Origin of the sequence: Limnobacter sp. UBA3528 (assembly GCF_002377005.1) — a bacterium.
Taxonomy (GTDB): domain Bacteria; phylum Pseudomonadota; class Gammaproteobacteria; order Burkholderiales; family Burkholderiaceae_B; genus Limnobacter.
The window spans coordinates 7,396-22,060 of record NZ_DFOZ01000043.1 but is presented as its reverse complement, the minus strand read 5'-3'; the positions used below and the strand labels follow the sequence as shown (position 1 = coordinate 22,060).

Annotated in this window: 10 protein-coding genes and 2 tRNA genes; 11 read left to right on the top strand and 1 reads right to left on the bottom strand. The window is 51.1% G+C overall.

Annotated features, from left to right (window positions below; genetic code table 11):
* Positions 1-116: 116 nt before the first annotated feature.
* From alr to B4N58_RS12420, 4 genes are all read left to right on the top strand, one after another.
* Entirely contained in the window at positions 117-1,214 is a 1,098-nt protein-coding gene (alr, locus tag B4N58_RS12435; protein ID WP_291749859.1) for an alanine racemase, read from the top strand.
* A gap of 21 nt (positions 1,215-1,235) precedes the next feature.
* Entirely contained in the window at positions 1,236-2,618 is a 1,383-nt protein-coding gene (gene radA, locus B4N58_RS12430; protein WP_008248437.1) for a DNA repair protein RadA, read from the top strand.
* Positions 2,619-2,692: 74 nt separating this feature from the next.
* Positions 2,693-3,793: an efflux RND transporter periplasmic adaptor subunit gene (locus tag B4N58_RS12425; protein WP_291749857.1), complete on the top strand. Its 1,101-nt coding sequence runs from the start codon at positions 2,693-2,695 to the stop codon at positions 3,791-3,793.
* Entirely contained in the window at positions 3,790-6,867 is a 3,078-nt protein-coding gene (locus tag B4N58_RS12420) for an efflux RND transporter permease subunit (protein ID WP_291749855.1), read from the top strand. Before B4N58_RS12425 ends, B4N58_RS12420 begins: the two co-directional genes overlap by 4 nt.
* Positions 6,868-6,881: 14 nt before the next feature.
* Here the strand turns inward: B4N58_RS12420 and B4N58_RS12415 are convergent, their stop codons facing one another.
* A complete protein-coding gene (locus B4N58_RS12415; RefSeq protein ID WP_291749854.1) occupies positions 6,882-7,727 on the bottom strand; it encodes a squalene/phytoene synthase family protein in 846 nt (281 codons plus the stop codon).
* A gap of 87 nt (positions 7,728-7,814) precedes the next feature.
* Here B4N58_RS12415 and B4N58_RS12410 point away from each other — a divergent pair.
* The 7 genes from B4N58_RS12410 to B4N58_RS12380 all read left to right on the top strand — a co-directional run bounded on the left by B4N58_RS12410 (position 7,815) and on the right by B4N58_RS12380 (position 14,617).
* A tRNA-Leu gene (locus tag B4N58_RS12410) sits at positions 7,815-7,899 on the top strand.
* Between the two features lie 166 nt (positions 7,900-8,065).
* Entirely contained in the window at positions 8,066-9,370 is a 1,305-nt protein-coding gene (tig, locus tag B4N58_RS12405) for a trigger factor (protein ID WP_008248428.1), read from the top strand.
* Positions 9,371-9,391: 21 nt separating this feature from the next.
* Complete coding sequence (gene clpP, locus B4N58_RS12400) at positions 9,392-10,039, top strand: ATP-dependent Clp endopeptidase proteolytic subunit ClpP (RefSeq protein WP_105029305.1); 648 nt, start codon at positions 9,392-9,394, stop codon at positions 10,037-10,039.
* A 64-nt stretch (positions 10,040-10,103) separates the two neighbouring features.
* On the top strand, positions 10,104-11,375 hold the full coding sequence (clpX, locus tag B4N58_RS12395; protein ID WP_008248422.1) for an ATP-dependent Clp protease ATP-binding subunit ClpX: 1,272 nt from the start codon (positions 10,104-10,106) through the stop codon (positions 11,373-11,375).
* Positions 11,376-11,537: 162 nt separating this feature from the next.
* Positions 11,538-13,946 carry an endopeptidase La gene (lon, locus tag B4N58_RS12390; protein ID WP_040512342.1) on the top strand — a complete coding sequence of 803 codons (2,409 nt, stop codon included), beginning with the start codon at positions 11,538-11,540 and terminating at the stop codon, positions 13,944-13,946.
* A 215-nt stretch (positions 13,947-14,161) separates the two neighbouring features.
* Positions 14,162-14,434, top strand: coding sequence for an HU family DNA-binding protein (locus tag B4N58_RS12385; protein WP_105029303.1), 273 nt, complete (start codon positions 14,162-14,164; stop codon positions 14,432-14,434).
* A gap of 107 nt (positions 14,435-14,541) precedes the next feature.
* Positions 14,542-14,617, top strand: a tRNA-Val gene (locus B4N58_RS12380).
* Positions 14,618-14,665: the final 48 nt, after the last annotated feature.

The following is a 14,665-nucleotide window of genomic DNA, read 5'->3' as shown; positions in this document are numbered from 1 at the left end:
TTTCGCTGCTCGTTCAACGGTGTTGAGGCGTTATATCATATCCAAGCGCTTCGCGTATTAAGCAATGCCTTTTTTACGAAGTTCGAGCCAACCCCTAAATCACCAATTGCCAGCCCATGCCGCGACCCATACGTGCAGTGGTCAAACCCGCCGCCATCTCTGCCAATATCAATAGAATCAAAGAATTGCTGGGCAATGTTGTGATGATGCCTGTGGTGAAAGCCAATGGTTATGGGCATGGTTTGGAACGAATCATCGACGGCTTGTGGCAAGCAGACGCCTTGGCCATCTTAGAAATAGAGGGTGCGGCTCGCTTGCGTTGCATGGGCTGGAACAAGCCAATTGTGTTACTCGAGGGCTGTTTTGATCAGACCGATTTGCTGAAGGCCATGGAGTTGCGTTGCGATTGGGTGGTTCACAATCAGAACCAGTTGAATGACCTCGCGGCTATTGCGCAGTCGCAGCCTGCACACAAACCCCAAATTTTCCTGAAATTGAACACAGGCATGAATCGCTTGGGGTTTCAACCTGCTCAAGCGCAAGCCGCCATTCAGTGGCTCGATGAGTTCACCCTGAAATATCAATGGCCTACGCCTGTGTTGATGACGCACTTTGCCAATGCGGATGAAGCGGAGCCCAGGGCTCGTTTGCCTTTTGCGCAGCGTCAGCATCAAATCTTGATGGATCTCAAACCCGACCATTGGCGAAGTAGTCTTGCCAATTCAGCTGGCAGTCTTAATTTTCCGATGCTCGCTGGTGATATTGCGCGCCCGGGTATTGCCATATACGGGGCCACCCCAGGCCCAAATGCGGCAGCCAATTATGGCCTCAAGGCAGCAATGATCTTCAGCAGTGAAATTATTGCAATTCAATCTGTGAAGAAGGGCGACAGGGTTGGCTATGGCTCGCGGTGGGAAGCCAGCGACAGCGGGCGTGTTGCCGTGGTGGCCTGCGGTTATGCCGATGGCTACCCGCGTCATGCGCCCGACGGAACCCCTACCTATGTAGAAGGTCATGTTGCGCCGGTCGCAGGCCGTGTTTCGATGGACATGATGACCATTGACATCAGCCATATTCCGAATGCAGATGTTGGCAGTGCTGTTGAATTGTGGGGTGAACACATTCCAGTTGATGTGGTGGCCGACCGTTGTGGCACCATTGGTTATGAATTGTTGTGTGCAATTGCGCCGCGAGTACCATTTTTAGAAGCCTAGTCGTTACAGGGACATGCAGTTTTGGCCAAAAGTAAAAGTCAGTATCAATGCACGGAATGCGGTTCTGTTTTCGCCAAATGGCAAGGGCAGTGCAGCGATTGCAACAGTTGGAACACACTGGTTGAATCGGCCGTAAGCACGGCAACAGCGCCCAAGCACAGTCGTTTTGCAGCCCTTGCTGCACAAAGTAGCAGCGTCATCAAGCTTTCCGAAATTCAGGCGCAAGACCACCCACGTTTCAGCAGCGGTGTCCCCGAATTTGACCGTGTGTTGGGTGGGGGAATGGTGCCGGGCATGGTGGTGTTGCTTGGCGGTGACCCTGGAATCGGTAAATCCACCTTGCTATTGCAATCCATGGTCACCTTGGCCAAAACAACTTCAGCCTTGTATGTCAGTGGTGAGGAATCTGCCGGGCAAATCGCCTTGCGTGCTCAACGCCTTGGGCTCGAACACACTAACCTGAATGTGTTAACCGAAATTCAGCTTGAGCAAATTGTTGCGCAACTTGAAGCACACAAACCCCAAGTGTTGGTGATCGATTCCATTCAAACCCTGTACACCAGCGAGTTGAGTGCAGCGCCAGGGTCTGTAAGCCAGGTACGCGAATGTGCAAGTCAGCTTACACGGCTTGCCAAAGCCCTGGGGATCACTACCATTTTGGTCGGCCATGTTACCAAGGAAGGTACTCTGGCCGGCCCCCGCGTGCTCGAGCATATCGTAGACACGGTGCTGTATTTCGAAGGCGATTCACAGTCCTCATTTCGCCTTGTGCGAGCGTTCAAAAACCGGTTTGGTGCGGTGAACGAGTTAGGTGTATTTGCCATGACTGACCGAGGCTTGAAAGGGGTCAACAATCCCTCAGCCTTGTTTTTGTCGCAAACTGCCGAATGGGTGGCCGGGTCCTGCGTGATGTGCACTCAAGAGGGTGCGCGCCCATTGCTTGTTGAAATTCAGGCTTTGGTCGATTCCTCGCATTCGCCTTCACCGCGCAGGTTGTCGGTGGGGCTTGAACAAAACCGCCTCGCCATGCTGCTGGCGGTAATGCATCGCCATGCGGGTCTGCAGTTTTTTGATCAAGACATTTTTATCAACGCCGTGGGTGGTGTAAGAATTTCAGAACCTGCAGCCGACCTGGCGATTGTTTTGGCCATGGTGTCCTCCTTGCGCAACAAACGCCTACCCAAAGAACTGGTGGTGTTTGGTGAAATCGGCCTGTCTGGTGAGCTACGCCCTGCACCGCGCGGGCAAGAAAGGCTGCGTGAGGCTGCCAAACTTGGATTTACCCACGCCATTGTGCCTGCCAGCAATGCACCGAAGCAGCCAATTGATGGTATCGAAGTGATCGGCGTTGATCGTGTTGAAAAGGCGCTCGCGGCGCTGAGAGACAAGCTGGATTGTTTTTGAGTCCGCTTTGACTTGACTTGTGATTGATACGACAATTGCGCAGATAACAATAAATTCACTCTATTGAGCGATCCATGTCCAAAAGCCGTTTGTTCTTGCCTGTTGTATGGGCCACCGTAGGCTCGCTCGTGCTTGCCGCTTGTTCCCGTTCCGAAATTGACACCACTGAAGTGATTCGACCTGTGCGAGTCATGGAGCTTCAAGCGGGTGACAGTACTTTTGAAGAAAGTTTTCCAGGTCAGATTGAACCCCGTTTTCAGGCAAAACTCAGCTTCCAGGTGGGTGGTAAGTTGACCGCACGCCTTGTGGACGTTGGGGACAAGGTTACCAAAGGCCAAATACTTGCAAAAATTGATCCTCAGGACTTGAGCCTGGCCTTACAGGCAGCCCAGGCACAGTTTGATGCAGCAGCCACCGAGCATGCCCAGCTTAAAACAGACCTGGAACGTGCCAAAACCCTGAAGCAACAAAACTTCATCAGCCAGGCTGAACTGGATCGCCGACAGTTGGCATTCGATGCCGCCGGCAGCCGTTTGAGCCAGGCTCGCGCGCAATTGAACACGCAGGCCAATCAGCGGCAATACGGTGACTTGCGTGCTCCGGGCATCGGTGTAATTTCCGGTGTGTATGCTGAAGTAGGCCAGGTATTGGCCCCAGGCCAGGCAGTGGTGCAATGGGCCGATGAGAATGATGTACAGGTCAGTATGGCTGTGCCCGAGAATAGGGTCAGCGAGATCAAGCCGGGTCAGGAGGCAAGTGTGTTGCTGTGGTCTGGCAAACAGGCTCTGGCAGCAAAAGTGAGAGAGGTGTCACCCGTGGCTGACCCGGTAACACGCACATATGCTGTGTTGCTGGATGTGAACGACCCGGCCAGAGTTTCCCGTTTCGGAATGAGCGCTACGGTGAAGTTCACCACAGCCGCCAAGTCGACCGCGTTCAAGTTGCCCATTTCGGCCCTGGTTGCGGAGCATACCGGTGCTTTTGTGTGGGTGTTCGATGAGAAGCAGGGTGTGGTCAACAAACGTGTTGTTGAGCCCTATGACGTGTCTGAAAGCGACTTTCTGGTTAAGGATGGCTTAAGCAATGGGGAGTTGATTGTCACTGCGGGCACCCATGTTTTGAACGAAGGCCAAAAGGTTCGTCGTTTCATTGAAACGAGCGATCTTTCCAAATGAGAAAAATCAACCTGTCGCGCTGGGCGCTCGAAAACCAGCCATTGGTTCGCTACCTCCTTGCAGTTTTCATCTTCGCGGGAGTGGCCGCATTTTTCTCCTTGGGTCAAGAAGAAGATCCTCCGTTTGTGTTTCGCGGCATGGTGGTGCGAGCCTACTGGCCGGGTGCAACGGCCATGCAAATGGGTCAGCAAGTGGCCGATCCTATTGAGAAGGTGATTCAGGAAATACCCTTCGCTTACAAAATCCGTTCGTATTCCAAGCCGGGTGAAACCGTTATTTTTCTCCAGTTGGATGACAGCGCACCGCCCAAGCAAGTGGCCGATATTTGGTACACCACACGTAAACGGGTCAGCGACATGGCTGGAACATTACCGCGTGGTGTAGTTGGCCCATTTTTCAATGACGAGTTTGGCGACACTTTTGGCGTGTTGCTGGCATTCTCCGCCGATGGATTCAAGTACGCGGAATTAAAAGACTTCGTGACGCAGGTACGTCAGGAAATGCTCAAAGTGCCCGATGTGGCCAAGGTGCAGCTGTTTGGCGTTCAACCTGAGAAAGTGTTCATTGATGTCTCGCATTACAAAATTGCGCAACTGGGGATTTCAGCGCAAGACATCTTCAATCAAATCAACAGTCAGAACGCGGTCACCTCTCAGGGGGTTTTAAGCCTCGAAGACCAAAAGGTGTGGTCAAGAGTACAGGGGCAGTTTGAGTCCATCGATGATCTCGCCAACCTCCCGATTCGGGCGGGCAACAATACACTTCTGCTCAAAGACATTGCTCACGTGCATCGTGGCTACCAAAACCCGCCTGTGTCCAAAATGCGCTTTAACGGTAAAGAGGTCATTGGTCTTGGCATTTCAATGGTCAACGGTGGAGACATCATTCGCCTTGGCCAGGAGTTGGAAAAGGTAGAGCGCCGCATATTGGCCGAACTCCCGGTGGGTATTGAACTTCAGCGCGTGGCAGACCAACCCAAGTCAGTCAGCACCTCTGTCAATGAGTTCGTGAAAGTGTTGATCGAAGCGATTGTGATCGTGTTGGCAGTCAGCTTTTTGAGTTTGGGGCTACACAGCAAACCCTTTCGCATCGACACACGGCCAGGTCTGGTGGTGGCGTTGACCATTCCCTTGGTATTGGCGCTTACTTTTCTGGCCATGTCGTTCTTCAATATCAACCTGCACAAAATTTCGCTGGGTGCACTGATTATCGCGCTAGGCTTGTTGGTCGATGATGCGATCATTGCGGTAGAAATGATGGTTCGCAAGCTGGAAGAGGGTTATTCGCGCTTTGATGCGGCCATTTTTGCCTACGACTCCACTGCCATTCCAATGCTCACGGGCACGCTGATTACAGCTGCGGGGTTTTTGCCCATTGCTTTGGCTCAGTCAGCGGCAGGCGAGTACACCTATTCAATTTTTGCGGTTACTGCCATTGCGCTGGTGTTGTCGTGGTTTGTCGCGGTTATTTTTGTGCCTTATATTGGCTATTGGTTGCTTAAAAAGCCCAAAGACGGACAAGGCCACACGGAGGTGTTCGATACGCCGTTCTACCAGCGCTTTCGCCGCTGGATTGAGGTGTGCGTTAACCACCGCTGGATCACAATAACGGTCACAGTTCTTGCCTTCATTGGTGGCGGCTATTCCTTCAAATTCATTGAGCAGCAGTTTTTCCCAGACTCCAACCGATTGGAAATCATGGTGAATTTGTGGTTACCCGAGGGTACCGCATTTGAGGAAACGGAAAAGCAGGCGATCAAACTGGAGCAATGGCTGGCCAATCAACCCGAAGTGCAGGGCTATGCCAGTTTTGTAGGCGATGGGGCGCCCCGTTTTTATTTGTCGCTTGATCAAAAGTTTGTACAAAGCAATTTGGCCGAACTTATAGTGATTCCCAAAACATTCGAAGACCGGGAAATACTGCGCGGCAAACTGAAGGAACACCTCGAAAACAACTTCCCTGACATACGTCCGCGAATTACCTTGTTGCCCAATGGGCCGCCCGTGACTTATCCCGTGCAGTTCGTGGTGCAGGGCCCAGACCCTCGCGTTGTGCGTGTAGTTGCCGACCAGGTCAAAGAGGCCGTGGCCTCTAGCGAATACACCCGTGGCACGCATGACAACTGGAATGAAAACATCAAGGTGATGAAAGTCGAGGTAGACCAGGCTCGCGCCCGTGCCTTGGGTGTCAGCAGTCAAAGCATTGCAGAGTCCTCGCATGTCATTTTGTCGGGCGCAACCATTGGGCAGTATCGCGAAAATAACCGCCTCATCGACATTGTGTTTCGAAACCCCGAAAGCGAGCGCGACACTCTGGCTGAACTCATGAACGCCAATGTGCCCACGGCAAGCGGAGCCTATGTGCCGTTATCCCAAGTGGGCAAGGTCACCATGAGTTTTGAGCCCGGCGTGATTTGGCGAGAGGGTGGTGAGTTTGGAATTACAGTGAAGGCGGATGTGGTTTCCGGTATTCAGGGCACCACCGTTGCCTTGGCGATGAACAAGGCACTAGACCCCTTGCGGTCTGAGTTACCACTGGGCGTATCGGTGAACCTGGATGGTCTAGCCGCCGATTCTGGCAAGGCCCAGCAGTCGATCATGGCCAATGTGCCTTTGATGTTGTTTATCGTGCTTACTTTGCTGATGTTGCAACTGAAAAGCTTTGGTCGAACCTTGCTGGTTTACTTCACCGGCCCTTTGGGCATTATTGGTGCTGCGTTGGCCTTGATCATCACTGCGCGCCCGTTCGGTTTTGTAGCACAACTGGGCGTGATCGCCCTGTTCGGCATGATTATTCGAAACTCGGTAATTTTGGTGGATCAAATCGAGCAAGACCGAGCTGCGGGGGTAGATCCCTATGAGGCTATCATTGGCTCAACCATTCGACGCTCACGGCCTATATTGTTGACCGCGGCGGCAGCCGTGCTGGCCATGATCCCGTTGATGCGTTCGCAGTTCTGGGGCCCCATGGCCGTAGCGATCATGGGTGGCTTGATTGTGGCCACCTTGCTCACCCTGTTTTTCCTGCCCGCCTTGTACGCCGCAGCTTACCGAATTCGTAAACCACGGCTTTGAATTGAGACGACCCTTCAAAATCTCAGCACTTGCGTCGTCCAAGCGGTACTGAATTTTTTGAAAGGGGTGATTATTTTCTGCTCGGTCAGCAAGTGGTAACCGGCCGCCTCGTGTACTTTCAGTTCCGAAACGCGCATCCGGAACAGCGCTCGCAAAGGCCTCGCAAAAAGGCGTTGGTCCTCTGGCGTATTTTTCCAGGCTATGTTGGCTTTCTCAAGCAAATGTGCGCCTACTTCACTGAACATCCGCGCGCTGGCACCGTTGTGTTCCCTGCGTTTGATTTGTTCTGCAGTCACCCCATGTTTGGCCAGTAATTCGACGGGCAAGGGCTGAAACCCCTGGTCCAGGTATTTCGCAAGTCGAAGTAACTGGCAAAGGCGCGTGGCTGTGGCCCAGAATTCCAGTAGCTGCGTGTAATCCGCAGTTGAGCTGATAAACCTGGCCTGTACCAAACCAATCCAGGGCTTGGTTTCAAGCAGCACATCGTTATGCCAGTCGGCCATGCTGTTGTAACGCTTGGGTTCGCATCCGCTGGCCACCCGGTTGATTAGTTCTCCCCAGTGTTCAGGGGGGATTTTCGCAATCACGGGTTTTGATATTGCTGTTACGACAGGGTGAGGGTTGCTGTTGCTTGCTGCGCCAGCCAGGGCATTTTGCCACCAGCCCAGTTTGACCTGTGTCAAGCCTGCCTCCAGCTGCTTCAGGCAAGCCTGCCTCAACTCGTGGTTCAAGGTAAAGCAGCCAAGCCAAAATGCTTTCAGTTCTTCAGCTTGGAACAGGGTTGCGTAGTGCAGAGAGGCGGTTTCCCCGCTTACTTTCTCGCGGCAGTAGGCAAGCGGGTTTTCTAGAGATACAGCCATGTCACCTTCTAATTGGGGGTAATGCAGTCAATAAATGACATTGTAAGGGCTTCAAAGTTAAAATCGGGCTATAATGCGCGCCTACATGCGGATGTGGCGAAATTGGTAGACGCACCAGATTTAGGTTCTGGCGTAGCAATACGTGAAGGTTCGAGTCCTTTCATCCGCACCACCCCTCTTGTGCCCCGGGTATATCGCTTCTGGGGCGGTCCAGTTTTACCAAGCCCCCGCCAAAGCTGCTTCATACTTGTGTAAGATATCGGCAATTGTAGAGCCTTTACGCCCATTAACCATCCCCTTGGTCAACCTTGCCAAGGCAACTAGTTCAAGAGTTCCAAATGACTGAAACAACCACCACTGCCAGCTCACTCGAGAAAACCATTTCCTTGAAGCTGTCGGTTGAAAAAATCAATGCTGAAGTTGAGAAGCGCCTGAAAAAGGTAGCTCGGACAGCTCGCATGCCCGGTTTTCGCCCAGGTAAAGTACCCATGAAAATGGTGGTACAGAACTACGGCCCCCAAGTACATTCCGAAGTATTGAACGATGAAATCGGTCGTACCTTCAGCGAAGAAGTTCAAAAGCAGGATCTGCGAGTGGCTGGCCAGCCCCGCATCGAAGCCGCCAAGGACGCAGCTGATGACTCATTTGAGTTCAATGCCATTTTTGAAGTGTTCCCCGAAGTGAAGTTTGGCGACTTCGCCACGCTTGAAATTGAGAAAACAGTGGTTGAAGTCTCCGACTCTGAAGTGGATAAAACCATTGAAATTCTGCGCAAGCAGCGCGCCAGCTTCGCTGAAGTAGACCGTGGCTCTGCTGATGAGGACAAAGTAACCCTGGATTTCGTGGGCAAAATTGACGATGTACCCTTTGACGGCGGCACCGCTGAAGATTTCTCTTTTGTAATCGGCAAGGGCCAAATGCTGCCCGAATTCGAAGCTGCCGCAAAAGGCCTGAAGAAAGGCGAAGAGAAAACCTTTGATCTCGCTTTCCCCGCTGATTACCACGGCAAGGATGTCGCAGGCAAAACTGCCCAGTTCACAATCACGATCAAGAAAGTAGAAGGCCCCCAGTTGCCTGAACTGAACGAAGAGTTTGCCAAGGCCATGGGTATTGCCGACGGTTCACTGGACAAGCTGCGCGACGATGTGCGCGTGAATTTGAGCCGTGAAGTCAGCAACCGTACCAAGGCGCAAACCAAAGAAGCGGTGATGAATGCTTTGTTGAAAGTGACAGAGTTTGATGTACCCAAAGCCTTGATTCAATCCGAAACTACTGAATTGGCCTCTCGCGCACGTCAGGACCTGAAGGCCCGTGGCATGCAAAACGTAGAAGAAATTCAGTTGCCTGAAGACATTTTTGCAGCACAGGCAGAGCGTCGCGTTCGCTTGGGCTTGATCGTGTCAGACTTGGTGAAAGAAAACAGCTTGCAAGCCAAACCTGAGCAGGTTCGTGCCTTTATTGAAGAACAGGCTCAAAGCTATGAGAACCCTGCAGAAGTCATGCAGTGGTATTTTCAGGATCGCGCCCGTTTGGCGGATGTAGAAGCGGTTATTCTGGAAGACAATGTGGTTGAATTCGCTTTGAGCAAATCCAAAGTGGTTGAAAAGAAATTGTCCTTTGACGAACTGATGGGAAATAAATAAATGATGTGGAACCCTCGCTCTATGACGAACAACATGAACAATTCTGGTGCGCTTGAAACCCAGGGCAATATGTACGTGCCCATGGTGATTGAGCAAAGTGGTCGGGGCGAGCGGGCCTATGACATTTATTCGCGCTTGCTTAAAGAGCGCGTCATTTTCCTGGTGGGTCCTATCAACGACCAAATGGCCAACGTCATCGTGGCGCAAATGTTGTTCCTCGAGAGCGAAAACCCTGACAAAGACATCGCGCTGTATATCAACAGCCCAGGTGGCTCAGTGTCTGCAGGCATGGCTATTTACGACACCATGCAGTTCATCAAGCCCGATGTGTCAACCCTGTGTACCGGATTGGCAGCCAGTATGGGCGCGTTCTTGCTGTCTTCTGGCACCAAGGGCAAGCGTTTTTCCCTGCCCAATAGCCGAATCATGATTCACCAGCCTCTGGGTGGCGTGCAGGGTCAGGCGTCCGACATTGAAATTCACGCCAAGGAAATTTTGTATTTGCGTGAGAAATTGAACGGAATACTGGCTGAGAACACAGGTAAGACGATCGAAGAGATTGCACGTGACACAGATCGTGATAACTTTATGGGTGCAGACTCTGCCAAAGAGTACGGCTTGATTGACGACGTGTTGAAGCACCGTGTGCCACCGGCCGACAAGAAGTAACTGCAGTAACACTAAAACCTGGATTTCTTGATTGCCCTTAAGGGGGCTTTCCAGAGGATAAAAGATGTCAGAAAAGAAAGGCTCAAGCGAAAAGCTGCTGTATTGCTCCTTCTGTGGCAAAAGTCAGCATGAAGTAAAAAAATTGATCGCAGGGCCCTCTGTGTTCATCTGCGATGAATGCATTGAGTTGTGCAATGACATCATTCGTGATGAAGCAGCGGAGGCCACGGCCACAGGTGGAGGCGACAAGCTACCCACCCCCCAGGAAATTCGTTCTATTCTTGACCAGTATGTCATTGGTCAGGACAAAGCCAAGCGTGTGCTTGCTGTAGCGGTATACAACCACTACAAACGCCTGCGCCACATGAGCAAAAAAGACGACATCGAGCTGACGAAAAGCAATATTTTGCTGGTTGGCCCAACGGGCTCCGGCAAAACATTGTTGGCCCAAACCCTGGCCCGTTTGTTGAATGTACCTTTTGTGATCGCCGACGCCACCACGCTGACCGAAGCGGGTTACGTGGGTGAAGACGTCGAGAACATCATTCAAAAGCTGCTGCAAAGCTGCAATTACGAAGTAGAAAAAGCTCAGCGTGGCATTGTGTACATTGACGAAATCGACAAGATTTCCCGCAAGTCTGACAATCCGTCCATTACCCGTGACGTGTCTGGCGAGGGCGTACAGCAAGCCTTGCTGAAATTGATCGAGGGCACTGTTGCATCCGTACCTCCACAAGGCGGCCGCAAGCATCCCAATCAGGATTTCGTTCAAATTGATACCACCAACGTACTATTTATCGTGGGTGGTGCATTTGAAGGTTTGGACAAGGTTATCCGTAACCGGTCCGAGCGTTCAGGTATTGGTTTTGGCGCGACTGTGAAAAGCAAGGAAGAGGGCAATGTGGGAACCTTGCTGGCTGAAGTTGAGCCAGAAGACCTGATCAAGTTCGGTATCATCCCTGAATTGGTGGGTCGCCTGCCTGTCATCGCGACCCTCGAAGAACTGGATGAACCTGCGTTGATCGAGATTTTGACCAAACCTAAAAATGCCATGGTCAAGCAGTTTGAAAAGTTGCTCGAAATGGATGGCGCAGAACTTGAAGTTCGTCCATCTGCGTTGAGCGCAATTGCCAAGAAAGCGATTCAACGCAAAACAGGTGCACGTGGTTTGAGAACCATTCTTGAACAGGCTTTGCTGGGTATCATGTACGACCTGCCTGGCGACACCAACGTCAAGAAAGTGGTGATTGATGAAAATACAATCAATGGCACAGGGCAACCTTTGTTGATTTACGAGGATCAGCCCAAAGTGGCCAGCAGCAAAGACAAATCCTGATGCTGAAAACCACCTCAAAACAGATTGCAAAATGATTAAAAAAGCCCAACTCCACGGTTGGGCTTTTTCTTTTCAGTGGTATTGTTTATTTGTCGTGAAATAAAGCTTGAATAAGCGCGTTTTAACCCCACTGTAGGGTTATGCATTTAATAGGTGATTCATATGTCAGCAACTAACGTGCTTCCGGAACAACCCATCGAATTGTCATTGCTTCCATTGCGAGATGTAGTCGTGTTCCCGCACATGGTGATTCCGCTTTTCGTGGGTCGTCCAAAATCCATCAAAGCGCTGGAAATCGCGATGGAAACAGGCAAAAGTATTCTTCTGGTAGCGCAAAAATCGGCCACCAAAGATGAGCCCAGCGACAAAGATATTTACAACATTGGTTGCGTAGCCAATGTGCTCCAAATGCTGAAGTTACCTGATGGCACTGTGAAGGTGTTGGTAGAAGGTGTGCAGCGTGCGCGCCTGACCAAGGTTACAGACGAAGGCACACACTTTGCTGCTACAGCATTGCCCTTGTTGCCCGATCCTTCACAAAGCCCGGAAACCGAGGCCATGAAGCGTGCCGTAATGGCGCAGTTCGATTCCTACGTGAAATTGAACAAAAAAATTCCACCAGAAATTTTGACATCGCTGGCCAGTATTGAAGATATTGGTCGGCTAGCGGACACAATCGTCAGTCACTTGCCACTGAAGCTGGAGCAAAAGCAGTCCATTCTGGAAACCTTTAGCATTGCGCAGCGCCTGGAGGCATTGTTGTCTCAACTGGAAACCGAGATCGATATTCTTCAGGTTGAGAAGCGCATTCGTGGTCGCGTAAAGCGCCAGATGGAAAAAAGCCAGCGCGAGTACTACTTGAACGAGCAGGTCAAAGCCATTCAGAAAGAATTGGGTGAGGGCGAAGACGGCGCGGACATGGAAGAGCTTGAAAAGCGAATCAAGGCTGCGCGCATGCCCAAAGAAGCCTTGAAAAAAGCTGAAGCTGAATTGAAGAAGCTGAAGCTGATGTCGCCCATGTCAGCAGAAGCCACTGTGATTCGCAACTACATCGACGTGTTGGTAGGGCTGCCCTGGAAGAAGAAAACAAAGATCAACAATGATTTGGCCAATGCCGAGAAGGTACTTGACGAAGATCATTATGGTTTGGAAAAAGTGAAAGAGCGCATTGTGGAGTACCTCGCAGTGCAGCAGCGTGTTGACAAACTCAAGGCGCCAATTCTTTGTTTGGTGGGCCCTCCCGGAGTTGGTAAAACCTCGCTGGGACAATCTGTAGCCAAGGCAACAAACCGCAAGTTTGTTCGCATGGCCCTGGGCGGTGTGCGTGATGAAGCTGAAATTCGTGGTCACCGCAAAACGTATATTGGATCCATGCCTGGCAAGGTATTGAACAGCATCACGAAAGTAGGTGTTCGCAATCCACTGTTCTTGCTCGACGAAATCGACAAAATGGGGCAAGACTTCCGTGGCGACCCTGCATCGGCTTTACTTGAAGTACTTGATCCTGAGCAAAACAGCACTTTTGTAGATCACTACGTGGAAGTGGAATACGATTTGAGCGATGTGATGTTCGTGGCCACTGCAAACTCACTGAACATCCCGCATGCTTTGTTGGACCGCATGGAGGTGATTCGCCTGAGCGGCTACACCGAAGACGAGAAAGTGAACATTACGCAGAAGTATTTGCTGCCCAAACAGTTGAAAAACAATGGTGTGAAAGACGAAGAGCTGAGCGTTTCTGAAGCAGCCATTCGCGACGTGATTCGCTACTACACCCGCGAGGCGGGTGTGCGTGGACTTGAGCGTGAAATGTCCAAGATTTGCCGCAAGGTAGTGCGTCAAATGGTGTTGGGCAAAAACGAAAAGAAAGTGCAGGTGACTCCGAAAAACCTCGACAAGTTTCTGGGCGTTCGTCGCTTTAACTTCGGCATGGCTGAAAAAGAAAACCAGGTGGGTCAGGTCACTGGTTTGGCCTGGACAGAAGTGGGCGGTGAATTACTCACCATTGAAACGGTCTCCATGCCCGGCAAAGGTAACGTGATTCGCACAGGTTCATTGGGCGACGTCATGAAAGAATCGGTGGAGGCTGCGCGTTCGGTAGTGCGCGCGCGCGCAAATCGATTGGGTATTCGTAACGATGCTTTCGAGAAGCGCGACATTCACGTTCACGTACCTGAAGGCGCCACACCGAAAGATGGTCCTTCAGCAGGTATCGCGATGACGACTGCTTTGGTGTCAACTTTGACGAACATGCCAGTGCGTTCTGACGTTGCAATGACTGGTGAAATTACGCTGCGTGGCGAAGTTTTGGGTATCGGTGGCTTGAAAGAAAAGCTGTTGGCTGCTCACCGCGGTGGTATTAAAACTGTGCTTATTCCTGAAGAAAACGTGAAGGATTTGGCGGAAATTCCAGCCAATGTGAAGAACAGCTTGGAGATCATTCCAGTGAAATGGATCGATCAAGTGCTGCAACATGCCCTGGAATCGCTTCCAGAGCCAGTCTCCGAGCCAGCCGAGGTGATTGCAGGCAAAGCTGATGAGGCTGCTGCAAACCCAAGTGTAAAGCATTGATATCAATTGGTATTTTAAACAAGCCTCCGCATGAAAATGTGGAGGTATTTTTTTTGTGCATCGCGCAAAGCCTTAACTGGCTTGAAAAATAAGGGTTATCCGCCCGCAAAATGTGTTGACAGCTAGGTTTCAGCCATGTCTAAATTAAGAACTGGAAGCAACGTGGTGCCTGTTTTTGGGCACTTTTTATTTGTCACCATGAGGGGGCTTTTTACATGAATAAAACCGAACTGATCGATCAAATTGCTGAGTCAGCAGAAATTTCCAAAGCGGCCGCTGGTCGTGCATTGGACGCAATGATTGCTGCTGTTAAAACAACCTTGAAAAAAGGTGGTTCAGTAACTTTGGTTGGTTTTGGAACCTTTGCTGTTGGCAAGCGTGCTGCACGTAGCGGCCGTAATCCACGCACCGGCGCAACAATCAAAATCAAGGCAGCCAAGGTGCCCAAGTTCCGTCCTGGCAAAGCTCTTAAAGACGCAGTAAATTAAATTTAAAAATTTTTTGACAAAAGGTATTGCAGGCCGAGTTAATTTGTATATAATTGCGGTCTTGGCTGATTCGCAGCAAGACAAACACTAGTAAAACAGTGAGCGTCGGGTGCTTAGCTCAGTTGGTAGAGCGGAGCCCTTACAAGGCTTAGGTCGGGAGTTCGAGCCTCTCAGCACCCACCAACATTGCGAAACAGCAACCAACTTTGGAGTGGTAGTTCAGTTGGTTAG

Coding starts and splice junctions, on each gene's coding strand:
- B4N58_RS12385 (WP_105029303.1), top strand. CDS start 14,162: ATGAATAAAACCGAACTGATCGATCAAATTGCTGAGTCAGCAGAAATT.
- B4N58_RS12425 (WP_291749857.1), top strand. CDS start 2,693: ATGTCCAAAAGCCGTTTGTTCTTGCCTGTTGTATGGGCCACCGTAGGC.
- B4N58_RS12415 (WP_291749854.1), bottom strand. CDS start 7,727: ATGGCTGTATCTCTAGAAAACCCGCTTGCCTACTGCCGCGAGAAAGTA.
- B4N58_RS12420 (WP_291749855.1), top strand. CDS start 3,790: ATGAGAAAAATCAACCTGTCGCGCTGGGCGCTCGAAAACCAGCCATTG.
- tig (WP_008248428.1), top strand. CDS start 8,066: ATGACTGAAACAACCACCACTGCCAGCTCACTCGAGAAAACCATTTCC.
- clpP (WP_105029305.1), top strand. CDS start 9,392: ATGACGAACAACATGAACAATTCTGGTGCGCTTGAAACCCAGGGCAAT.
- alr (WP_291749859.1), top strand. CDS start 117: ATGCCGCGACCCATACGTGCAGTGGTCAAACCCGCCGCCATCTCTGCC.
- clpX (WP_008248422.1), top strand. CDS start 10,104: ATGTCAGAAAAGAAAGGCTCAAGCGAAAAGCTGCTGTATTGCTCCTTC.
- lon (WP_040512342.1), top strand. CDS start 11,538: ATGTCAGCAACTAACGTGCTTCCGGAACAACCCATCGAATTGTCATTG.